Source organism: Winogradskyella thalassocola, assembly GCF_900099995.1.
Lineage (GTDB): Bacteria > Bacteroidota > Bacteroidia > Flavobacteriales > Flavobacteriaceae > Winogradskyella > Winogradskyella thalassocola.
In genome coordinates this window covers 48,326-72,047 of sequence record NZ_FNCZ01000009.1, presented here as the reverse complement: position 1 = coordinate 72,047, position 23,722 = coordinate 48,326, and the positions used below count along the sequence as shown (strand labels likewise).

Below are 23,722 nucleotides of genomic sequence, written 5' to 3'. Positions count from 1 at the left end.
ATTAACAATAAAAAAAACATAAGTTATGTCAGTATTAAAAGTAATTGAAGTCTTAGGAAACTCTACAGTGAGTTTTGATGATGCGGTTAAAAATGTAGTTACAGAAGCCTCAAAAAGTGTAAAAAATATTAAATCTGTTTATGTAAAAGATATGCAGGCTACGGTAAAAAACAATGCCGTTGTTCAATATCGGGTAACTACTAAAGTGTGTTTTGGAATAATGGATACAGAATAATTAGTATTAGTTAGGGTTGAAGAGGATTCCTGAAAGTGCGCAAAAGATTGAGGGTCTTTGCTTTTAGGAATCTCTTCTTTTATTATTTTATTAGATATAATAACTAAGAGGAAATGCTACAAATAATCTGCATCTATTTTTTCAATAAGATAATGGGCCTAAACTCCTGACAATTGTCAATAAAAATTAATTTTTTATCCAAAATCTGGGCAAACTCAGTTTTGGTTGGCGAAACCAAAATCTGTTCTCTTTCTCTTTTTTCAATTATTTTTACAGTAGTAATGGTTTCTAGTGCTGCAAGGTTTTCTGGATAATTTACTTTTGAAATGATAAGAGAGCCTTCTGGTTTTAAGCTCATAATTTTCACTTCCCAATGATTATCCTTTATTTGATTATTCAGAATTAAATGCCCTTTAAACTGTTTTAAAACATGTTTGGAAATACGATTTGAAAAAAGTGTGTCTTTTAGATTTATTGTAGAATAAATAATTCCATTTTTTTCGATGGCAGGGAAGGATTCATTTAAGCCCTTTATAACTAATTGTTCGTTCTCTATTTTAATATCTTCTGTATCTTCTATTTCTTGTTGCGTAAATGTTACATCAAATAGTTTACTTTTATAAATAAGATTTTTATGAACACGCAAACTTACACTGTCATTTTCACACCAATAGATGCCTTGAAAATGTTTGGGAATTAATGTTAAGGGAGCAATACCATTAGGCTGAGGTTCTGAAAAAACCACAGAAGGCTCACAAGACCAAAAGAAGGTTAAGCATACGGCAAATGCTATAAATTTATACTGCTTCATTTTTTAATATCTAAAAAGCGCATTGATTTTTGAATTTGGATTAGGCATCTCTACTTTGTCTATCAAATAAACAGAACCACCATTTAAAAATGTTTTTATGGCTGCCAGATTCATCAATGAGATCGTTGTATCATTTTCTTCAGTTTCGGTAATAGTTATGATGTCGTTTTCTAATTTATATATCCCAAATATATCTTCTAAATTTTCACAGAATAATGTATCAACTTTTCCTTCAAAAGCACTAGGTAATATTATTTCTATTTCAATAGCTGTTTTTCCTGTGCCTTGTGCTTCTAAGAAACGTGTTATTTTATCTTTTCTTTCTTGGTCAAAAGTAGTGGATATAGCTTCCCAAGCTATCTCATGTACATCTAAAATATCTTTGGCTTTAAGATGATTATTGATGTTTTTGTTAGAGAAATTTGAGTATGTATTTACGCTTTTGTAAATATCAAAAAGATAGTCTTGAGATGCTACAACTAAGGGGATGTTTTCATCTTTTAAGATTGGTTTAAGACCATCATTAATAGCTCTGAAATATGTTTTGATTTCATTTTTTCTTTTTCCTGTAGCAGCTTCTTGCCCATAGAACATTGCTTGCCCTCTACCAGCTTGCAGTGTTCTAAATTGCAGATTTTTTTCTTCGTAATCATAACCAACAATGTCTTGTTGATTTTTAGGTATTAAATCATCGATAATAATTTCGGTAATACTATGCTGAGTACATTCATATAATTTAACCTTACCTAATTCTAATGTCATTAAATAAAAACGACCATCATCAACAAAAAGTGGCATCAAAGGTTTTAGGTAAAATGAATTTGAGATATAATTATAGGCTTCAAAATAAATAGGGAGTGTAAATTTTTGAAAATAATTTTCGGCTATATAAATAGCTAAACCATCGGATTGTTGCCTCCAAAACAAATTGTCATCTATTAATTTCTGAACTGGTGCCGTAATAGTATCAATAGTGGTTTTATGAATTCCCTTTTTTGCTAATTTTTTTTTTACATGTTGTAATTGTATTTTTAAGGATAAAGAATCCTCCTCTTGTAGTACTTCTTTTCCTAATCTGTGTGTAGGTATAAAAATTGAAATACAATTTTCTTGATGGATATGATGTAAGTTGGCTATTTCTTTTTTAGATAGTAAAGTCATGATATTTCGGATTTAATGAACCAAATTTGTATTAACTTGTTTACTAAGGTCGTAAAATAGCAAAACTTATAAAATGACCCACATCAGTAGCGCTGTATTATTAATGTTGTTTAAAAACATTAATTAATAATGTTTCTATTGTATTTATTGCTTTATCAATTGAATTAGCATTTTGCTCAAAATTTTTCCAAGGATCGTCTATTGTTTCTAATCGTTTAAAAATAGTATCCATAGTATAATATTGGGCATTTAGTGAGGCGTCATTTAATTCATTCCAATGTAAAGGTGTCGCTACAGGTGCATTTTCTATAGCCCTAATTGAATATGGAACAACACTAGTTTGTGCATAAGAATTTCTAAGAAAATCAATGTATAGTCTGCCTTCGCGTTTGTTTTTTCTAATTGCAGTCGTAAATTCTGTTGGGTTATTGTTACAAATATAATTTGCTACGGTTTTTGTGAAATTATGTATTACATCAAAGTTTTGATTTGGTTTTATTGGTATTACAATATGTAATCCTTCAGAACCAGAGGTCATTACATAAGTATTTAGCTCTAACTTTTCTTCTAAAAGAAAACGTAATGCTTTTGCAGCTTTAACAGCTAATTTAAAATTTCCTTTCGGCGGATCTAAATCAAAAACTAATTTATCTGGATGATTTATTTTTTCAACTTTACTTAAAGTAACATGAAAGGATAATACATTTTGATTTATAAGATAAAGCAAAGTCTCTTTAGAATTACAGACCACATGATTAACCCAACCATCCATTTTTTTGATTTTTACAATTGGAATCCATTTTGGAAAATAATCTGGGGCATTTTTTTGAAAAAAGCCTTCTTCACCTATACCTTTAGGGAATCGTTGCATGGTTAACGGACGGTCTTTTAAATAGGGAAGTATATAATTTGCAATATTATCATAATATAGAATCAAGTCATTTTTTGTGATTCCAGATTCTGGAAATAACACCTTATCTTTATGTGTGATTTTTATTTCTTGAGTGTTAATGTTCATCAGATTATATTTTATGTTAATTATGTATTGTTCTAGATATTAAAACAACCTTGATTTATGAGCTAAAATCAAGGTTGTTTTGATAAAATAAACTCATACAATAGTTTGTCTATGCATACTCTGTATAATATTGTACTTTAAGTTCATTTTTAACATCATAAACACCAGGTGCATTATAAGCAGCAGTTTCAGCATCTTCTTTTTCTTTAATAGAATGTACTTTTCCACGTAAAGTCACCGTATGACCATGAGTTTCTAGAATAATGCTATCTGCATCTAGAGTTGCCATTCGTTGAAATGCTTTTTTGATTTTATCTTTGACTTCTGAGGGTTTAATATTATTTTTTAATGAGATAGAATTACTCACACCCTTTACTCCTAATAAATTCTTAATAGCATTTTTTGCAGCATTTTTTTGGTAAGACCATTGTACTTCACCTGATAAATAGGCCCAACCATTTTCAACTTTTACTGTAATATCGTCTTCAGGAACTGAAGAATTCCATTCAAAAGCATCGACAATAGCTTTGGCTATCTCTTTGTCGGTTTTCTTAAAATCAGTGCCATACTTAACCTCTATATCGAGAGCGACAGCTTTTACTCCTTCAACACTTTTTGCAGCTGTTTCTGCAGCTAGTTTTTTAGAGTAATTATTAACTACACCGCTAAGTGTTACTACTCCATTTTCGACAATGACTCCTATCTGAGTTTCATCGATATTAGGTTGCCACGCTAATTCGTCTAATACATCGTCTTTAATTTCTACATCTGTTTTCATTTTTTTAAGATTTTAATTAAACATTAACTAATCCCATTTTTACAATAAGATTGATCTTGTGATACAAATGTATTTAGATTGGAAGTGGTTGATAATGATCTAGATCAGTCTATGTGATTTTAACATTTTTGTTTCTTTGACTTAGCAATTTTTTGATGTTATAGCATTGCTTCTTGATACTTTTATTTAAAGTATATGCGTTAAAAACAATTTTTAGAAATATATTATAACTATAAAAAGAATGAGCATTTGCTAACAGCATGTAAAAAAACAATAACGAAAAAACTACTTTTTCCATTCCCAGAATAGAGAATTTGTGCTTTAATTGAAAAAGTACATTATTTTAGGAATTAGATTTAGTTGCTATAAATTCCTTTTTTCTCCATACCACCACCTGCTTTTAGATGTCTTAATTTTAAGCGGAGCACCATATTTACTTTCTAATTTTATATTGATATAATTCATACCTTCTGAAACAGAATCTGTAACCAAAAACAAATCTAAATCGTTTTCTGAAATGGTTCCTAGCATTTGCATTACTTTTATTTGTTCTAATAATTTAGACCAATAATCTTTACCAAATAGTACTACTGGGAAATTGGATATTTTTTTGTTTTGAAGCAGTGTTAGTGTTTCAAAAAGTTCGTCCATAGTGCCAAAACCACCAGGAAACACAGCAAATGCATATGAGTATTTTAGTAGAAGTACTTTTCTAACATAAAAATGATTCATGGTAATATTAAAATCAAGATATGAATTGGGATGCTGTTCTTTTGGTAATTCAATATTACAACCAATAGACATCCCAAAAACGTCTTTTGCACCACGGTTAGCAGCCTCCATAATACCAGGTCCACCACCAGTCATAACCGTGAATCCTTTTTTAGCAATAAGTTGTGCAAGTGCTCTAGCTTGTTGGTAATATAAATTATTCTCTTCAAACCTTGCAGAGCCAAAAATGGTTATGCATGGTTCTAGAAAATGGAGTTTCCTAAAGCCATGAATAAACTCGGATACTATAGAAAGCAAGCTAATTAATTCTTTAATACGATTTCTTCTGCCACCTAGAAATTTTGCTTCACGATTATTATGTTTCATAATTAATATATGGTTTTTTAAAAATAGGAAGCGTTCCTTAATCTTCAACTGATATTGGTCATTTCAGAAGTAGTTTTTTTGAGCTTACTTTGTTATATAAGTGTAATTAATTCATAAAAGAAAACATGTTAGGCTATTTAAATAATAAACAAATTGAACACGTATTGCAGAGTTTAATTATCGGTAGAATAGGTTGCCATGCGGATGATAGAACTTATGTAGTACCTGTAACTTATGCTTACGACGGAAAATATATTTATGGTCACACCAAAGAAGGCTTAAAGATTAGCATGATGCGAAAAAATCCTATGGTTTGTTTTGAAGTTGATGTGATGGAGAATATGAGCAATTGGAGAAGCGTTATTGCTTGGGGGAAATTTGAAGAATTAAAATCACCAGAGCAACGTAAAGAAGGCCTTAAAATATTAATGAATGCAGTAATGCCATTAATGACTGGTGAAACCACAATTAGTCATCCTATGAGTGACTCACACCAAAAAACTATTGAAGCTATGAAGGGTGTTGTGTATAGAATTGAACTAACCAAGAAAACAGGACGGTACGAAAAAACGTAATTAACAAATTCTTATTATAATAAAGGTTAATATTTTGTTTAATAGATTATTAAATAGATTTTAAATTTACTCAAATCCGCAATTTAATATGAAGCGAGTTTGTAGAGCATTATTGCATATATGAGTTCGTTAGTAGTGAACGGTATTTTAATCATAATAACTGTTGAGAAATAGAATAATACATATAAACAGATGAAAGTACTTATATTTAGTGCCAAAGATTTTGAAATTCCTTATTTAGAACAAGCAAATAGGGGAAAGCATAAATTCCTTTTTGTTAAAGAAGCTTTATCATCCCAAACAGCTATGAAGGTTATAGGATATGACGCCATATCTATATTCTCAGCAGATGAAGCATGTTTTAATACCATCGAAAAACTTAGGGATTTTGGCGTGAAATATATAGCACTTCGGTCTGTTGGTTTTGATAATGTAAATATAAAAACAGCAACTAGGTTATACATTAGAGTAGCAAATGTACCTGAATATTCACCTTATGCAATTGCAGAACATGCTGCAGGTTTATTATTAGCAGTAAATAGAAAATTAATTGAATCTAATCGAAGGGTAAAACACTTTAATTTTAATATCAATAATCTCGTTGGTTTTGATTTAAATAATAAAACAGTTGGTATTATTGGCACCGGAAAAATTGGAGCTGTAATGACCAAAATAATGCATGGATTTGGTTGTCATATTTTGGGTTATGATATTAAGCAAAATGTGGAATTAGTTACTAATTATAATTTGCGTTATACAACGCTTAAAAAATTATGCGAGCTAGCAGATATTATATCTATACATGTGCCTTTAAATAGAGAAACTCATCAACTTATAAATGAAGATTTAATTTCTGAAATGAAACAAGGGGTTGTCATTATAAATACTGCTAGAGGTGCGGTTATAAATACAAAAGATGTTATTGAAGGCGTTAAAAATGGAAAAATTGGCGCTTTAGGTATGGATGTGTATGAAAACGAAAAAGGAATTTTTTTTAGTGATCATTCTCTTAATATTCCTGATGATAATTTATTATTGGCCCTAAATGCCAGACCCAACGTGTTAATTACAGGGCATCATGCTTTTTTAACAGATGAAGCTTTAACTAATATAGCAGAAACTACAATCTATAATTTAGACTGTTGGGAAGCAGGAAAAGAAACAGAAAATGAATTAACTAAAATTGATAACACAACACAAACTTTATATAATTAGATTTTTAATATATTACTGTTGAATTATAATCTATAGCAACGACTTCTAAATTTAACCAATTAAAATCACCTTCTTTTAATTTCCAAGTTACATTAGATTTATATGGGATTTTTATATCGTGAAAGACCCTATAAGCTTCCACTGTAATTTGCCATTTTTCTAATTTAGAATTTTCACTACCACCATAATAACGTTTTGCCTCAAATGTAATTAAATCTCCTTTGTCATTAAAAGTAAAGATACCTGAAACTGATTGATCTTTATAAGTAAAGGTTCCTTTAGCAGCATTAAAATTTATGATTTCCCAACTTAAATAATTGCTTAATGCAGCAGAAGGAAACCAACATATTTCAGCCAAATATCTATGCATTGCGCTAGAATCTATTTTAGGATTATCTGATGCTTTTACCAAAGGAAGAAGTCCTGCAAGTTTAATAAGCATTTCTCCTTTACCATCTTTCAATTTGTCTCTACCATGTATGTTGATTAATGGTAATGCAGCAACTTTTGTTTGCCATACAAATGAAGGATTCTCAACATTAAAGTATTGTGTAGCTTCAAATGGCATCCATTTGCTATTTGGTTTAGTTCGCATGTTTCCTATTTGTTTTAATCTTACAGATTGTACTATTGGATTTCCTATAGAACCAGAATTAATAATCCATTTTTGAACAATCTGCGGTAAATGCACAATATCATTTTCCGAAATTATCGGAAGATTTTTAGTTTTTATATTCTGAACTATTTGTTTTGATTCTTTTTCAACTAGTGCATCAAATCTATCCGAAGCAAAAGCCGAAATACTCACTAGTAAAATAACAATATTGGTAATGGTACCAAACTTAGCATCGCTCCAAGCTAGAATAATAAGAATTTGAGATGCTAGGACAGCAATAAGCCCTAAATAAAACCACTTTTTACCAGTTTGAACTTGTATTGAGACAACTATAAACATAATAAAAGTGACTAACCATATAGAGCCAATAGGTTTTGAAACTCCTACTAGTTGTTTACTGATGTCTGTTTCAAAAAAAGCTTTCACATAGCCTATTAAGTGAATAAGACCATGGATTATTAAAATAAAACTGAAGGCAGATTTCATTTGTTTAGATTTACTATTGTTTCAATTGTCATATTTAATGATTATTGATAATTATTTACATGAGAGATTATACAACTAACAGATTTTTTTAGTATTACTAACTCAAAAGAAACCTTTTTAATACTGAATAATTACTATATTGTATAGCATTAGTTTGTTGGGATAGTTTTGTGTTTTTTTAGTATTAGAACAATAACTCAATTTTATAAAAGAAAAATTGTACAAAATATAAGTATGATTACTGCAATATAAAGTTTAGTATAGATTTTCATAATAGCACATTTTATATAACCTAAAGTTAATTATTAAAGCATTTTGTTAGAATGATGCAGGTCAGTTGAACTCAATGAATCCATTTTTTTTTTAGAATATTTAATAGTCTATAAGTTATAGAAGGTGTATTTACATTTTGTTGTACTTGCTAAATAGTAGGTTCTTCTCAAAATGTACGATTAGGCAATCTTAAATTCTAGTTATTAGATATCTTATATCTCAACTTTAATAAGGTTTGAACATGTATTATTACGATAAGGACTCTTAAGGTTTGGTTTTTAGTTCTATAAATGTAATTTCTGGACGCATACCAATTCTGGCCGGAAAACCTAACCAACCCAAACCTCTATTTACATACAGGTATTGGGCATTGTGTTTGTACAAACCAGCCCAATGTTTAAACTTGTATTTTATAGGACTCCATTGCAAATTTTTATATTGAAAAGCGGCCTGCATGCCGTGCGTATGACCTGCAAGTGTTAAAGTGATATCTGTATTGTCTATCACTTCTTCTGGCCAATGTGTTGGGTCGTGAGATAATAGAATTTTAAACGGAACGTGTTGCACTTTAGTAATTGCTTTTTCTAAATCTGCATATTGTCTAATTGGTGGTTCTCCCCAATTTTCTACTCCAATTATTGCTATTTCTTCGCTATTTTTTGAAATAATTTCGGCTTCGTTCAATAATAATTTAAAATCAATAGTTTTGTAAAATTGCTGAATAGCTTCAAAATTTTCTTGTTTTGCTTCTAAAGATTCCCATAGACTATAATCTCCATAATCGTGGTTACCTAAAATAGCATATTTTCCATTTTTTGATTCTAATTGTTTAAAAACTTTACCCCAACCACGTAATTCCCATTCAAAATTATTTACTAAATCTCCTGTAATAAAAATATAATCTGGTTTTAAATGGTTAATTTTTTCAATAGCAGATTCTAGTTTTTTATATCTATAATTAAAACTACCTAAATGCAAATCGGATAGCTGAACAATCTTTAAACCATCAAAAGGTTTTGGTAATAGCTTAGTTCTAATTATATGATGATGAACTTTAAATCTATATTTAGCTTTTAAAATACCATACAGAATTACAAAAAAAGGAAGAAACCCAGAAAAGAGTCCAACAATGGGCACTACAATTAGTGACTTACTTTCTGAAAATATGAAATTTGTAAAATACAATATAGAGATAATAATTACGAAGATAAGTTTGGGTACAAATGACAATATGGCAAGACCATAAAACCTAGAGATTAGTAATTGTTTTCTAATAGGACTTATATCATCTAAAATAACTTTAAATACTAAGATGGATGCTATTAAGCCAACTGTAAATATCCAGAACAAAACATGGATACCTATGCTAAAAAAAGCAGAGTCTATAAGATTAGTTATAGATTTAAGCCAATAAAAAGCAGTGATATCTACCAATAAAATAGCGCAACACAATAAAAAAATTGTAAAAAGAGAAACTGTTCTCATGTGTTTTATTTATTAGTTTTCTGAGCTTATAATGTACTTTCATATAATCACTACCTTCAGTATTGATAATTTCTTAAGGCATTTTCATGTGTTTGATTATTGTTTTTCACTCGGACTATTTTTTTTAAATCTTCTTTTATCTCTTAAAGCCCAATAAATACCTTTAACATCAGAGGCCCAATTATTATACATAAAAATCAATGCAATTTCTTCAAATGTTTCTAAAAGTCCGATCCCAATCATAATATAAAACAAGGTATATTCAGGTTGAAAGAACAAAGAAAAAAGAATAAATATACATTGCATAACAGCAGAAAATTTTGCTAAATAGGTATGAAATGCAGTAGCCTTTCCATATTTTATATAAGCAATAAACATTTGTATAATGTAAGGTGTAAAAGCAATACCAATTAAAATAAGATTGGTTTTTATAAAATTAGTTTCAAAGACATATAGACCAATTAACCCTACAATTAATGTTATTTGGTCTCCAAAGGAATCTAATTGTGAGCCTCTAGAACTAGTGATTTTTAATTTTCTGGCTAAAAAACCGTCTATAGCATCAGTGCAATAGCTAACTAGTAACAACCATGTGAAAATTAATCTAAAATCTAACCAAATTAAAAGCAACAAAAAAGGTGATGCAAAAATGCGATAAAACGAAAACCAATCAGCAATATTATAATTTTTCAATGTCAACATATATTTTTTTAATAGGTACTTAACAATCATTTGCTTGGACATAACAATAAGTTTAGAAATATTTAGCCTAAAGGGATGATTTTTTAACCATTGTCGTTTCTATTTTAATTGTAACCTAATAGTATTAGGAGCAAATATTGAAGCGTTTAAATAACTCTATAATTCTATGTTTAAAAGGCTAATTTTGATTGTAGCAAAATGTATTCGTTTAAATTTACGGCATCAATTGCACCAATAAGTTTACCATTCTCCATTACTGGAAATAATTCTTGTTTATCATTATAAATAAGTTGATATACCTTTTTAATACTATCTGTACCTTTTATGGTTTTGAAATTTACATCCATTATTTCTCCAACCAAAACCATTTTATTAGAGTTTTCAATAATTGTTTTATGATGTAAAATACCTATAATGGTTTGGTCTTCAACAACAATAAAATTAGTTTCGGTGCCAGAAATTATTTTATTTACAACAAGGTCTATAGAGTCTTGAGGTTTAAAAGTTGTGATATTAAGTAGCATAGCTTCTTCTACTGTGTGACCATCAAGTAAAGCCATTTGTTGCACCATCAGGTTTTCGCCAAAAGCTCCCAAAAAGATAAATAAGGCTATAAATACTAAAAACGGATTGTAAAGCAGACCAATTAAAAAGAATAGAACTGCTATTATAAGTCCGAGATTAGATGCGATTTTTGTAGCCTTAACACGACCTATTTTTATAGCTAATAGTGCTCTGAGGATTCGACCTCCATCCATTGGAAATGCAGGAATACTATTAAACACCACTAAACCAACGTTAGCAATAAATAAAAAAAACAAAAAACTCTGTATGTTATAACGTACTAAGACTTCAAAAGTTTCGGTAAAGTTTAATTGCATAAAATCTTTAACAGGCACAATAAAAAATAATATAATAGCAATAATGACATTGATTAGTGGGCCAGCTATAGCAATTAAAAGCTCTTGTTTTGGTGATCCAGGAAGCTTTTCAAAACTTGCCATTCCTCCAATGGGAAGTAGCGTTATTTTCTCAGTTTTAATATTATAATGGTTTGCCATAAAAGCATGACCTAATTCATGCAACACAACACATAAAAAAACAGCTAAAACAAAAGTTATATTAAATAAAATGCTTTCTAGATTGCCTCCTTGTGTTAGTTCGGCGAAAATAACCCATGCCATGAGTAGAAAAAACGTCCAATGGACTCTAATCTTAATGCCTGAAACTTGACCTAAACTTAAATTCGCTTTCATTTTTGGCTTATTCTTTAATTTTGATAATGTTCCATAAGTTTTTCTTGTTTTTAACTGCGTAAAGATCTTCTGAAATTTGTTTAGAAGTGATTTGAGGAACTGTTCTTAAAAAGTCTTTATCCAAAACAATATTAACTCCATCTTGATTGAGGTAGTAAGTAATTTTTCCATTAGTATCAATAAGTACCTCAAAATACTTATAATTAACCATATCTTTCCCTAATGCTGTATTTTTGGCAATGACTCTCTTGTCTAATTCTAATGCAATTGCAATACCGTCTGCAAAGTCGGTGCTATTTAAAAAACGTGGTTCAATAATTGTTTTCCCAGATTTATCAATAAATCCAAAGTATGAAATACCAGCTTTGACTGCTACTATTGGGCATCTATCATTATTAAACATAGGATAGTCTCCATCTTCCGTATTTGTTGTAACCAAATCGGTTCTGAAATTTATAATTTGTTGCCCTTCTTTATTGATAAATGCCCATTTTCCATCTTTTTGAATGGCTGCAACATCATTGTGAATTGGTGAAATAAAATCAACATTATTTACAGATTGTGCTACTGCTAAAATTGGAATGCTAATAAAGATTAGAAATAATATTACTGCCTTTTTCATGATGTTTTTATTTTATAGTTAATATTTTAAAATTAATGTTGAATATGTTAGTATGAAATGATTTAGGTCAGACTAGAGCTTATTATTATATAAAATTTATAAATTCAGTTCTAATAGGATAGGGCAGTGGTCTCATCTGTAATATTTAGACTTTAGGTCTACAGCTTTTTGCTTTCTTCTTTAGCTTTAATGATGATCACTCAGCTTTTTTATAACTATAGTTTTTGTTATTAAAAATATTGAGGTCCAAAGAATATCTGTTTTTAAATGGAGAATTAACAAATTGTTTGAAATACACAAAAATTCAAGAGCTATAAACACGTCTTTGTCTTATACGTTTGTTTCCTGAAGACATAAAATATATGGATTCATTTATGTTCTAGGCAATGATCGTTATTTTTAGTGATCTACTCTTAATTCGTTTTGTACAGCATAAACACCTAGTGCATTAAAAGCTACTTTTTCGGCTTCCTTTTTTTCTGTGACAGATTGTACATTGCCTGTTAATTTTACAGCATGTCTGGTGGTTTCTACTGTAATACTTAATGCATCAACTAGTGCAGATCGCTTGAAGGCTTTAGTTATTTTTTCCTTAATATCTTCTGGTTGAAGAGCAAATTGGTTTAAGGTGATGCTGTTGGTTACTCCTTTTACACCGGATAAATTTTCTGCAATTTGTCTTACAGCATCTTTTTGGTAAGCCCATTCTAACTCACCAAGAAGCGTAATCCAACCGTTATCAACTTCAACAATAACTTTGTCGTTGGGTACTGAATCATTCCATTCCATGGCGTTTATTGCAGCATTTGCTATTTCTGTATCGGTTTTATTAAGATTGGACAAATAACCAATTTTAATGCCTTCGGCTATGGCTTTTACGCCTTCTATTTTTTCTATAATTTGTACGACTGCAATTTTTAAAGCGTAAGAAAAAAACAATCCTGTAAGTGTAACAATACCGTCTTTGACCACCACACCAATTTGGGTTTCATTAATATTAGGTTGAAATGCTAGTTCATCTAATATGTCTTGCTTTATTTGTGCATCTGTTCTCATTGTATAATTTATATTAGTTATTCACATTGTCTTTGAATAAATCTTTCAAAGCTTGATTTAATGTTTTCATATCGTGGTCAAATTCCCGTTCAAATTCCTTTTCTCTGTTTTTTGCTTTTTCATTAAATTCTATCCTATTGTTTTTAAATTTTTCAGTTCTTACAACAAGCTTGTCTTTTAAAACCATATGTCTTTGTTCCAATTCATCAAGTTTTTGAGTGAGTCTCTCATATTCTTTTTTATTGTCCTTAGAAATTTTTTCTCGTAATTTCTTTATCTCTTCTCCTGTCTTTTCAATGGCTTTTTCTGAACTTGCCTTAAACTTATCCCATTCTTGTGTAACAGCTATTTTAATTTCTTCTGCTGTATCAATGGCTCCTCTCGTTAAATCTTTATTAAGTTCTATTATATCTTCTTTAACTTCGGTGGCATCTTGTTTAGATTTTTCACCACAGCTTGTTAAGAGGATTGCTACCATCAATATTGTTGTAATTAAGGATACTATTTTTGTCTTCATAATTTCTATATTTAAAATGTTATCAATACTAATACTTCATTTTATTTTTCTTGTAACATATACTTGCTTATAAATCGAAAAAAATCCTTTTTTAATTCACTATATATATGTCTTTGTGTTTCCATTTTATTTCTAAATTCAATATGTTTTTTTACAAAAGAATAGTTGAGTACGTCTTCATCTTTTTTGTAGTGTGCACTCATATTAACTTCGTGCATGGTAATATCTTCTTGCAATTTGTCTATAACTGTGCCATGCAGAATAAACTGATTTTGATAATGATCTAATTGCGCCAGAATGTTTTTATCTGTCCATTTTGTTACTAATTCACCTAATCTATTGTTGAATGATTTAAGTTCGTCTTCCCAAAAAGTAAGTTCTCTTTGCCATAACTTATGTTCAAAATGTAAATCTGTATTATACATAACTTGTGTTTCCATGATATGCTTGATTAAGTAACTTTTAGTTTTGATGTTTTGAATAGCATATTATTTTCTTTCCGTTTTCCTAATATTTTTTCTAAATCGTCTTTGTCTGCTACTTCTTTTACTAATAACAGTTGCGCCAATTCTTGTAATTCATTCTTGTGCGTTGTTAAAATCTCTTTAACTCTTTTATACTGTGTTGTTATTAGATTTTGTACTTCAGTGTCAATTAGTTTTCCCAAATTTTCACTATAGGGTTTTCCTAAAATTCTATCGTAAAGTCCTGTAGAATCATAAAAACTGATAGGTCCAACTTCTTCGTCAAGTCCAAAATATGCCACCATGTTATAGGCTTGTTTTGTTACTTTTTCTAAATCATCTAATGCACCAGAAGAAATTTCATGAAAAATAATTTCTTCTGCTGCTCGTCCGCCTAATGCTGCGCACATCTGATCCATAAATTGGGATTTGGTTACAATTTGCCGTTCTTCTGGTAAATACCATGCAGCGCCTAAAGATTTCCCTCTAGGAATAATGGATACTTTAACTAAAGCCTCAACATGTTTTAAATACCAACTAGCAACTGCATGGCCAGCTTCATGATGTGCTACAATTTCTTTTTCTTTAGCAGAAATTATTTTACTTTTCCGTTCTAAACCACCAACAATACGATCTCTAGCTTGGTTAAAATCTTCCTGATCAACCTTTTTCTTCTTCTTTCTGGCAGCAATTAATGCGGCTTCATTACAAATATTTGCAATATCAGCTCCTGAAAATCCTGGAGTTAATGAGGCTAACAATGCTACATCAACATTGTCTTCTTTTTTAATGGGTTTGAGATGGACATTAAAAATTTCAATCCGTTCTTCTTTTGTGGGTAATTCTAGATAGATATGCCTGTCAAATCTTCCGGCTCTAAGCAAAGCTTTGTCTAAAATATCAGCTCTGTTGGTAGCTGCTAAAACAATAACACCTGTATTAGTACCAAATCCATCTAATTCTGCTAATAATTGGTTTAGCGTGTTTTCTCTTTCGTCGTTAGATTGAAAGGCGTTTATTTTATCTCTAGATCGTCCAACGGCATCTATTTCATCTATAAACACAATACTTGGGGCTTTTTCTTTAGCTTGCTTAAAGAGGTCTCTAACTCTTGATGCGCCTACACCAACAAACATTTCTACAAACTCTGATCCAGACATAGAAAAAAAAGGAACTCTAGCTTCTCCTGCAATTGCTCTTGCCAATAGGGTTTTTCCTGTTCCTGGTGGTCCTACTAATAATATTCCTTTGGGTATTTTGGCACCAAGTTTGGTGTAGTTTTCAGGATTTTTTAGAAAATCTAAAATTTCCATCATTTCAATTTTAGCTTCTTTCAAACCTGCAACATCTTGAAATGTTACTTTGCTTTTTTTATCTATATTAGATAATTTAGCGGTTGATTTTCCAAAATTGAACATCTTTCCACCCACACCACCAGCTCCCATTCGTTTTATTATTAGTAACCAGAAAACTAAAATTAAAGCAAATGGTAAAATCCATAAAAATGTATCTAACCAGTTTAGACTTGATTCATATTTAATTTCAATTTTTTCTTCTGATGTATAATGTTGCTGGGCATTTTCAAGCTTGTTTTCAAAACTTTCTACGGCGCCTATTTGTATGTAATATTGAGGTCTGGTTTCTCCTGTTATTATATTTTTAGAAATTGATTGGTCTTCATCGTCTTCTAGTTTCTCTTGTTTTATATAAATTTCAGCAATCTCTTTATTAAGAATTACAATTTTTTCAACATCTTGTTCTTTTAAAATGTTTTGTTCAAATTGTAACCAACTAATCTCTTTGGCGGTAGAAGTTGGGTTAAAAAAAAATGTGGTAATTATAAAAAGTAGAAGCAAGGCGTAAATCCAATAAGGATTAAACCTCTTTGGTAATTTGTTATTCTTATCACTATTTTTATTGGTTGCCATTAGGACTTTAATTATTTAGAAATAAAATGTTTTTAGCGCTGTACTGTTTTTAGATTTATGTATTACTGTTCTAAAACAATAAATTGCTCTAATGCTTCCATAGCTTGGCATCCATACACAAGAGCTGGACCTCCACCCATAAGTATAGCAACGCTTATAGTTTCCATAATTTCTTCAGAGCTAGCACCTGCTTTTAACGCATCGTGTACATGAAAAGCTATACAGCCATCGCAACGTACAGTAATAGCAATACCTAGCGCAATAAGTTCTTTTGTTTTAGAAGGTAAAATACCGTCTGAAATACTGGCTTTATGTAGGTCATTAAACCCTTTCATTGTTTCAGGCAGCTTAGTCTTCAATTCACTCATTAATTTGGTGAGATTGTTATAGTTTTTTGAATAATCTTTTATCATAACTCAAATTTTTAATGACTACGTTTTGTTTTTATCAAAGCTATTTTAAAACAATTACTCTCAAAATGACGCAGGTCATTTGGGATGTCTTGTTTGTTTGATTCCTTTATAATAATTTATAAATATTACGGTTATGAAAAAAAGAAATTATATAGCGCTATTACTCATATTAATGAGTGCCTTGATTTTAGAAACCTGTGGCCCTGTCGTTCTATCTTCGCGATCTGAGTCTCCACCACCTTGGTTTTACCCAAATAGAGTAGAGATGGTTAGGTATGTGTACTTCCCAGAATATTCAATCTATTACGATTTAACCCTTAGTAATTATCTATATCTAAACAATGGAGTATGGATGCGTGTAAAAGTACTGCCACCTCGATATCATAATATAAATCTAAATCGAAGTAAATATGTACGTGTAAAAGGTTATAGAGGTGATAATATTAGAACATATCACAATGAGAATAATGTGCGGAGTAATACAAGAACTTCAAGACGAACTAATACTGCAAGGACAAGACGAAATTAATTATAAACTTTTTAATTATGAAAAACTTGATTTATTTATTATTCGTATTATCTATAATAGGCTGTAACAGCCAAGAAAATAAGGAAAAAGAAACGCAACAATCAAATAAACAAGAGCAAGACACTATTAAGCCTAAAGAAACGTGGGATGTTAAAAAACAATATGATGAGTTTGGAAATCTTATAAAGTATGATTCTATATATTCTTACTCTTATTCAAATATTAAGGGTGATTCTTTGCAAGTAAATTTAGACAGCATCATGGATTCTTTTAAAAATTATGTTAATAAAAATGCATCTTTTAATTGGAAAGATAGTTTTTCCTTTTTTCCTGAAAATGATTCCCTTTTTATGGATGATTTTTTTAAGGAAGATTATTTTTTTAAAACTTGGCAAAATCAGAATACGGAATTGGATAAAATGATAAAGAAGTTAGATTCTTCTCGAAATGATTTTATAAGACAATTTTATCCAGGATTGTATGAGTCTAAAGATAAATCTTAGATATAGAAAGTCTTATGATTCACTTTACGTGATTAAAAGTATAATGAAACCTTTGCTTTAAAACTAAGGCTACAAAAATCAATATTACCAATATTGTTCTTGAATGGATTTAATAGTGCCAATAAGCACTATTAAGTCTTGTTGTAACCAATTAATATGATTTTTAACTACAGAAGAAGTATATTTATTATATTATAAAAATGTAATTTGCAGAATCCTTTATCTTTATAACGAAAACTATTTCATGGCAAAAAGAAAAACGTCATCGCCAAAAGCTACAACGAAAAAAGTGGCATCAAAAAAGAAGACAACATCTAAAAAAGAGGATGGGTTTCTTATTGTTGGTATTGGTGCATCTGCTGGTGGTTTAGAAGCCTTGAAAACTTTTTTTTCAGAATTACCTGATGCACCAGGAATGGCATTTGTAATTGTGCAACACTTAGATCCTACACATAAAAGCCTAATGGTGGACTTGCTTAAAAAGTACACTAAAATACAAATAAGTGAAGTAAAAGATCATACAGAAGTCTTAAAAGATCATGTTTATATTATTCCACCAAATAAAGACATGGCTATATTTAATGGCATTCTTCACTTATTGGAGCCTTCTTTACCTAGAGGATTTAGAAAACCAATTGATTTTTTTCAGCGTTCATTAGCAAATGATCAAGGTGTGCGTGCTGTTGGTATTATTCTATCTGGAACCGGAACAGAAGGCACCATGGGGCTTAAAGATATTAAAGGGCATGGAGGTCTAACGATAGTGCAAGATCCTGAAAATGCGCAATATGATGGGATGCCTCGCAGTGCTATAAATGCTGGTGTGCAAGATTTTATATTACCAATAAAAGAAATACCAAAACTGCTCATAAAATATTCTGAAAATAGAAAGTTAAAACCCTTAGAGAAGCCAGTAGAAATCATTAAAACCAAAGATCAATTAGAAAAAATTTTTATTCTCATACGTAATGAAACGGGATGTAATTTTGGTGATTATAAAGATAGTACAGTGATACGTCGCGTTGAAAAACGAATGGCTATTAACCAAATAGCCAAGTTGGAAGACTATATTAAATACCTACAGAAAAATACAGAAGAAACTATAAAACTATTTAACGAATTACTTATTGGAGTGACCAGTTTTTTTAGAGATAAAGAACCTTTTGAAATTTTAAAAAAAGAGATTATACCTAAAATTATTGAAAAAAAATCGAATGGAGATACTATAAGAATATGGATTCCTGGATGTTCTACAGGTGAAGAAGCTTATTCTGCTGCTATTATTTTTGACGAAGTCATTTCTAAACAAAAAAAGAATATAAAATTACAGATTTTCGCATCAGATATAGACGAAAGGGCTATAGCTATTGCTCGTTTAGGTGTTTATCCCGATACTATAGTAACCGATGTGGAGAAAGATCGATTACATTCTTATTTTTATGCTGAAGGACAAAGCTACCGTATTAAAAAAGAAATACGAGACCAAATAGTCTTTGCAGAACATAATCTAATGAAGGATCCACCATTCTCAAAATTAGATATGATTAGTTGTAGAAATCTATTGATTTATTTAAATATTGAAGCACAGAAAAAGGTATTCTCTATTTTTCATTATGCTTTAATAAATGAAGGTGTTTTATTTTTAGGAAGTTCGGAGTCTCTTGGAGAATATGCCGATGCATTTGAAGTCATTGATCGCAAAAATAAATTTTTCAAACGAAAAAACCTTCAATCTGATAAAATGCCACAATTAGGATTTAACTTTCAAGATCAATTACCAACTATAAAAACGGCATCAGTCCCAATACTTAAAAAAGTTCAGCAAGATAATTTGGCTATAATAACAGAGCGCCTTTTACTTTCAAATTATGCTCCTGCTTGTGCAATTATTGATAATAAAGGGGATGCTGTTTATTTTTCGGGCAACACTGGGAAATATTTGCAACCATCTCCAGGTGAAGCCAGTTTGAACATTGTTGATATGGCAAGAGATGGTCTTAAAACTAAATTGCGAACTATTATTTTGAAAGCTCGAAAAAGTCAAAAAATTGAAGTTTCTGCCAACATAAAAGTAAAAACAAATGGTTACTATCAAACCATTAAGCTTATCTCAAGACCATTAAGTCAATCTTTAAATGATAATGGCTATCTCATGATTATTTTTGAAGATATCGATACAATTACCGAAAATTCTGCTAATGACAAAAAGGAAGAAATCGAAAATGTTTCAGAAGTAAATGCATTACAACAAGAACTTGATACCACTAAAGAATTCCTAAGATCTACTATAGAACAATTAGAAGTTGCTAATGAGGAGTTAAAATCGTCAAATGAAGAACTACAATCTAGTAATGAAGAATTACAAAGCACTAATGAAGAATTAGAAACCTCTAAAGAAGAACTACAAAGTGTAAATGAGGAAATTGTTACTGTAAATACAGAATTACAAGGTAAGATAGATGAATTAGCTCAGTCTTATGACGATATGAATAATTTATTGGCGAGTATAGAAATAGGAACTATTTTTCTAGATGATAAATTGACAATTAAGCGTTTTACACCATCTATGTCTAAAATTATTAATTTAATTCAAAATGACATAGGACGTCCTGTAGAGCATTTATCTTCTAATCTTGATTATGTTACTCTTGTGGCTGATGTTAAAAATGTACTAGAAAAACTTACACCGTTTACCACATCTGTAAAAAGTCATGATGGTGTTTGGTATCAAATGCAAATTATGCCGTATAGAACGGCGCAGAACGTAATAGAAGGAGTTGTTATTACTTTTGTTGATATAACAAAAGAAAAAACATTGGCGGATGAGCTGAATAAAATTAAAGAAAACTATGAATTTTTGTTAGAATCTACCAAGACTGTTGTATACACACAAGATAAAAATCTTTGTTATACTAGTATTGCTAATATGTATCCAGATGTGAAATACAGAAATTTTAAAGGAAAAACGGATTCAGATTTTTTTTCAGAAAAAGACACCAAGAAACTTGAGGAAATAAAGAAAAAAGTTCTGGATACAGGCCATCCAATGCGGCAAACAGTTTCCATAGAATTGGGAGGAAGTATAAAACGCCATGATTTAACGGTTAGACCTTTGTTTGAGAAGGGTAAGATTAATGGCATAGCTTGTATTTCGACCGATGTTACAGAATTAAGTGAAGTTCAAAAAAAATCATCCGAAAAGAAATAATTAAATGTCTAGTACTGAAGAACATAATTTACGTGCTAAGGCTGAGTCTAAAATTAGAGAAAGATCGCAAGCCATACAAAACCTTACTTTAGAGGAATCTAAATCATTGCTTCACGAATTAGAAGTGCATCAAGTAGAGTTAGAAATGCAAAATGAAGAGTTGCGAGAAGCGCAGCATAGGCTAGAGGAAGTCCGTGACCAGTACACAGATTTATTTGATTTTGCACCAATTGGCTACTTAGTATTAAATGAAAAAGCGATTATAATAAATAGCAACCTCACAGCCTGTGATTTACTTGGTATAGAACGTTCTTATATTATCGGAAAACCATTTTCTGCATATATAACAAATGGCGAATCTCGAACATTATTCTTTAATCTTCGAAAAGCTTTTGAAACAGGTATATTACCTTCCTTCGAAATTAAAATGAAAGACAAAAGTAAGGGAGAGTTTACAGTCTTACTTCAAGGTACAATCACAAAAAATAAAATATCAGAAAGTACCGTTTGCAGAGTGTCATTAATAGATGTTTCAGAGCTCAAAAAAGCCGAGATTTTACAATTACAACATAAAAGCTTACAAAAGGAAAAAGAAAAAATACAAGAATATCTTAATCTAGCTCCTGTAGTTTTTCTCTTGATAGATACAGAGTATAACGTGCAATTAATCAATAAAAAAGGGTGTGACCTTCTTGGATATAATAGTATAGAAATTTTAGGAAAAAATTGGTTAAACAATTTTATAAGTTTAGCAGATGGTAAAGGCTCAATTTTGTCGTATAAGTACATAAAGAGTGAAAATGGATTGTTAAATCCAAATTTTGAAAGTTTCCTAAAATGCAATAACAATAATATGCCTTTAATGTCTTGGACCAACTTAACATTGTTAGATGAGAATAAGAAATACATAGGTACTCTAATTGCTGGTGAAGATATTACCGAACGAAAGAAATTAGAATCGAGAAGACAAAAATACACTGAAGAATTAGAGGACATTGTAGCAGAGCGTACAAAGGAATTAAAAGAAGCATTACAACAAGAAAAAATTATTAATGAAATGAAAAGTGCTTTTGTATCTATGGCTTCGCATGAGTTTCGTACACCGCTTACTAGTATTCTTTCTTCAACTATTTTAATTGAAAAATATAACGATTTAAACGAGTCTACCAAAGTAAAACGACATGTTGATCGTATTAAATCATCCGTAAATCAACTAACAAATATTTTGAAGGACTTCCTCTCTATGGAAAAGCTAGAGCGTGGTATTGTAACAACTAGTAAGGAAAATTTTACCTTAAAAGTGTTTATTAAGGATATAATTGAAGATTTGCATTGGATGTTTAAAGAAAATCAAAAAATCAATTATGTAGAAAAAGGCTCAATAGAAGTTTTTATGGATAAAAAGATTTTGAGAAATATACTGATAAATCTAATTTCTAATGCTACAAAATATTCACAAACTGATATTCAAATAACAGCTTTCATAAAAAAGAATGTTTTATTTATAGAAATTGAGGATAGAGGTATAGGTATTCCTGAAAATGAACAAAAGTATCTGTTTACAAAATTTTTTAGGACTAAAAATGTGAGTAATATACAAGGAACAGGCCTTGGTTTAAGTATTGTAAAGCATTATGTTAATTTATTAGAAGGCACTATTACTTTTATCAGTAAAATTGGCGAAGGCAGTACTTTTAAACTGGCATTTCCTTTATGTCCATAGAATTTAAATTGTGTTTTGAAGGCTAATTATAAAACATAAAATTTATTTTAATACGATATTATTTTTTGATGTCTAATAGAATCTTTTTGAAAATTAGTCCAATTATGTTTTCCTTCTAAAATGCCTTTGGTTTCCCAATCGCCATAGATTGTATTGGGTAATACAATGAATTTCTTGCCGAAAAAAGCTTTCAAACTATCTACATTTCTATTTCTTTCTATGGTAGAACGTTCCTCAAATACGTCTGAGAAATCAGATAAATTATCGCCAAGTAGTAATACAATTTCGTGGGTTTCTTGTACATGAAGTCTTCTTGGTTGTTTTCCACTAAGACTGTCTTTTAATAAAACATGTGCTTCATCAGCAAAAGGAAATCCTATTATTTGTAGATTATCAATGGTTTCATTTTTTTGATTTATGGACCTATTAGAAATATAAAAAACTTCAATACTCTTACTTTTCGCGTAATTAAAAAAATCAAGAGCACCTGGTATTACTGCTGCTTTTTTCTTCTTTACCCATTCCGTCCATCTTAGGGTATTGTAGTCTTCATCTAATTCAACTTGTTTACCGCTATAAGGACTGTTATTCAAAACCGTTTCATCAATATCTGTGACAATTGCTAGTGGCTTTTTTAAGTCCACTTTATTGGCAATTATATCATTTAATCGCATTTGAGCCAAATAAAAAGCCTGATACGTTAATGCACGATATTCTGCCGCATGTTGTTGCCATAAAACAGATTGTATGGAATACTCACGAATAGGGATATTTATATTTTCAGTGATTACTTTCTTTTGTTTATCTTGATTTACCGATAATTCATGAACTCTACATCCAAAAAATAAAGTCATTGCAAAAAGGGTAATTAGTATATTGTTTTTCATGTGTTTATATTTATTTGGTTTTTATACTTTACGCTATACCAGAAGAATTTTAAAAAAAATAAAATTAGTAACAGATAGTTTTATGAGCAATGATACTAATCAGTTTGGAATGATGTAGGTCATTGTGAATAAAGCTCTTTCTCTATAAATTTAGAGACTAAAC

The 23,722-nt window shown here is 30.1% G+C and carries 23 protein-coding genes; 7 read left to right on the top strand and 16 right to left on the bottom strand.

Going from position 1 to position 23,722, the window contains the following annotated elements; genetic code table 11:
- The first annotated feature begins 25 nt into the window (after positions 1–25).
- The gene (locus BLT80_RS16760) at positions 26–235 is read left to right on the top strand and encodes a dodecin family protein (protein ID WP_092470113.1); all 210 of its coding nucleotides are present in this window, start codon (positions 26–28) and stop codon (positions 233–235) included.
- 133 nt (positions 236–368) lie between these two features.
- Here BLT80_RS16760 and BLT80_RS16755 read toward each other — a convergent pair whose 3' ends face one another.
- The 5 genes from BLT80_RS16755 to BLT80_RS16735 form a co-directional block, all read right to left on the bottom strand.
- The gene (locus BLT80_RS16755) at positions 369–1,046 is read right to left on the bottom strand and encodes a hypothetical protein (RefSeq protein WP_092470111.1); all 678 of its coding nucleotides are present in this window, start codon (positions 1,044–1,046) and stop codon (positions 369–371) included.
- 3 nt (positions 1,047–1,049) lie between these two features.
- A complete protein-coding gene (locus BLT80_RS16750) occupies positions 1,050–2,207 on the bottom strand; it encodes a baeRF7 domain-containing protein (protein WP_092470109.1) in 1,158 nt (385 codons plus the stop codon).
- Positions 2,208–2,307: 100 nt separating this feature from the next.
- On the bottom strand, positions 2,308–3,225 hold the full coding sequence (ligD, locus tag BLT80_RS16745) for a non-homologous end-joining DNA ligase (RefSeq protein WP_092470107.1): 918 nt from the start codon (positions 3,223–3,225) through the stop codon (positions 2,308–2,310).
- A gap of 109 nt (positions 3,226–3,334) precedes the next feature.
- Positions 3,335–4,003, bottom strand: a complete 669-nt coding sequence (locus BLT80_RS16740) for a BON domain-containing protein (RefSeq protein WP_092470105.1) — start codon at positions 4,001–4,003, stop codon at positions 3,335–3,337.
- Between the two features lie 363 nt (positions 4,004–4,366).
- Entirely contained in the window at positions 4,367–5,101 is a 735-nt protein-coding gene (locus BLT80_RS16735) for an LOG family protein (RefSeq protein ID WP_092470103.1), read from the bottom strand.
- Positions 5,102–5,226: 125 nt separating this feature from the next.
- Here BLT80_RS16735 and BLT80_RS16730 point away from each other — a divergent pair, with 125 nt between their 5' ends.
- On the top strand, positions 5,227–5,676 hold the full coding sequence (locus BLT80_RS16730) for a pyridoxamine 5'-phosphate oxidase family protein (RefSeq protein WP_092470101.1): 450 nt from the start codon (positions 5,227–5,229) through the stop codon (positions 5,674–5,676).
- A 192-nt stretch (positions 5,677–5,868) separates the two neighbouring features.
- Complete coding sequence (locus tag BLT80_RS16725; protein WP_092470099.1) at positions 5,869–6,891, top strand: 2-hydroxyacid dehydrogenase; 1,023 nt, start codon at positions 5,869–5,871, stop codon at positions 6,889–6,891.
- A 4-nt stretch (positions 6,892–6,895) separates the two neighbouring features.
- Here BLT80_RS16725 and BLT80_RS16720 read toward each other — a convergent pair whose 3' ends face one another.
- From BLT80_RS16720 to BLT80_RS16675, 10 genes are all read right to left on the bottom strand, one after another.
- Entirely contained in the window at positions 6,896–7,993 is a 1,098-nt protein-coding gene (locus tag BLT80_RS16720; protein ID WP_092470097.1) for a DUF6920 family protein, read from the bottom strand.
- A gap of 537 nt (positions 7,994–8,530) precedes the next feature.
- Positions 8,531–9,751 (bottom strand): metallophosphoesterase, encoded by a 1,221-nt coding sequence (locus BLT80_RS16715; protein ID WP_092470095.1) that lies wholly within the window; start codon positions 9,749–9,751, stop codon positions 8,531–8,533.
- A 96-nt stretch (positions 9,752–9,847) separates the two neighbouring features.
- Positions 9,848–10,495, bottom strand: a complete 648-nt coding sequence (locus tag BLT80_RS16710; protein WP_245710286.1) for a CDP-alcohol phosphatidyltransferase family protein — start codon at positions 10,493–10,495, stop codon at positions 9,848–9,850.
- 128 nt (positions 10,496–10,623) lie between these two features.
- Positions 10,624–11,709: a site-2 protease family protein gene (locus BLT80_RS16705; RefSeq protein ID WP_092470089.1), complete on the bottom strand. Its 1,086-nt coding sequence runs from the start codon at positions 11,707–11,709 to the stop codon at positions 10,624–10,626.
- Between the two features lie 7 nt (positions 11,710–11,716).
- The gene (locus BLT80_RS16700; protein ID WP_092470086.1) at positions 11,717–12,331 is read right to left on the bottom strand and encodes a WG repeat-containing protein; all 615 of its coding nucleotides are present in this window, start codon (positions 12,329–12,331) and stop codon (positions 11,717–11,719) included.
- A 399-nt stretch (positions 12,332–12,730) separates the two neighbouring features.
- On the bottom strand, positions 12,731–13,387 hold the full coding sequence (locus BLT80_RS16695; protein WP_092470084.1) for a BON domain-containing protein: 657 nt from the start codon (positions 13,385–13,387) through the stop codon (positions 12,731–12,733).
- A 13-nt stretch (positions 13,388–13,400) separates the two neighbouring features.
- Positions 13,401–13,904 carry a hypothetical protein gene (locus BLT80_RS16690; protein WP_092470082.1) on the bottom strand — a complete coding sequence of 168 codons (504 nt, stop codon included), beginning with the start codon at positions 13,902–13,904 and terminating at the stop codon, positions 13,401–13,403.
- Positions 13,905–13,945: 41 nt separating this feature from the next.
- Positions 13,946–14,344 (bottom strand): hypothetical protein, encoded by a 399-nt coding sequence (locus tag BLT80_RS16685; RefSeq protein ID WP_092470080.1) that lies wholly within the window; start codon positions 14,342–14,344, stop codon positions 13,946–13,948.
- 11 nt (positions 14,345–14,355) lie between these two features.
- The gene (ftsH, locus tag BLT80_RS16680) at positions 14,356–16,296 is read right to left on the bottom strand and encodes an ATP-dependent zinc metalloprotease FtsH (RefSeq protein ID WP_092470078.1); all 1,941 of its coding nucleotides are present in this window, start codon (positions 16,294–16,296) and stop codon (positions 14,356–14,358) included.
- 62 nt (positions 16,297–16,358) lie between these two features.
- Positions 16,359–16,664 carry a carboxymuconolactone decarboxylase family protein gene (locus BLT80_RS16675; RefSeq protein ID WP_245710285.1) on the bottom strand — a complete coding sequence of 102 codons (306 nt, stop codon included), beginning with the start codon at positions 16,662–16,664 and terminating at the stop codon, positions 16,359–16,361.
- 178 nt (positions 16,665–16,842) lie between these two features.
- On the opposite strand from BLT80_RS16675, the gene BLT80_RS16670 reads away from it, so the two are divergent.
- The 4 genes from BLT80_RS16670 (at position 16,843) to BLT80_RS16655 (ending at position 22,672) form a co-directional block, all read left to right on the top strand.
- Positions 16,843–17,238, top strand: a complete 396-nt coding sequence (locus tag BLT80_RS16670; RefSeq protein WP_092470073.1) for a hypothetical protein — start codon at positions 16,843–16,845, stop codon at positions 17,236–17,238.
- Positions 17,239–17,255: 17 nt separating this feature from the next.
- Positions 17,256–17,741 carry a hypothetical protein gene (locus BLT80_RS16665; RefSeq protein WP_092470071.1) on the top strand — a complete coding sequence of 162 codons (486 nt, stop codon included), beginning with the start codon at positions 17,256–17,258 and terminating at the stop codon, positions 17,739–17,741.
- 244 nt (positions 17,742–17,985) lie between these two features.
- On the top strand, positions 17,986–20,949 hold the full coding sequence (locus BLT80_RS16660) for a CheR family methyltransferase (protein WP_092470068.1): 2,964 nt from the start codon (positions 17,986–17,988) through the stop codon (positions 20,947–20,949).
- Positions 20,950–20,953: 4 nt separating this feature from the next.
- A complete protein-coding gene (locus BLT80_RS16655; protein WP_092470066.1) occupies positions 20,954–22,672 on the top strand; it encodes a sensor histidine kinase in 1,719 nt (572 codons plus the stop codon).
- A gap of 47 nt (positions 22,673–22,719) precedes the next feature.
- Here BLT80_RS16655 and BLT80_RS16650 read toward each other — a convergent pair whose 3' ends face one another.
- Positions 22,720–23,559: a 5'-nucleotidase, lipoprotein e(P4) family gene (locus BLT80_RS16650; RefSeq protein ID WP_092470064.1), complete on the bottom strand. Its 840-nt coding sequence runs from the start codon at positions 23,557–23,559 to the stop codon at positions 22,720–22,722.
- Between the last annotated feature and the right edge of the window lie 163 nt (positions 23,560–23,722).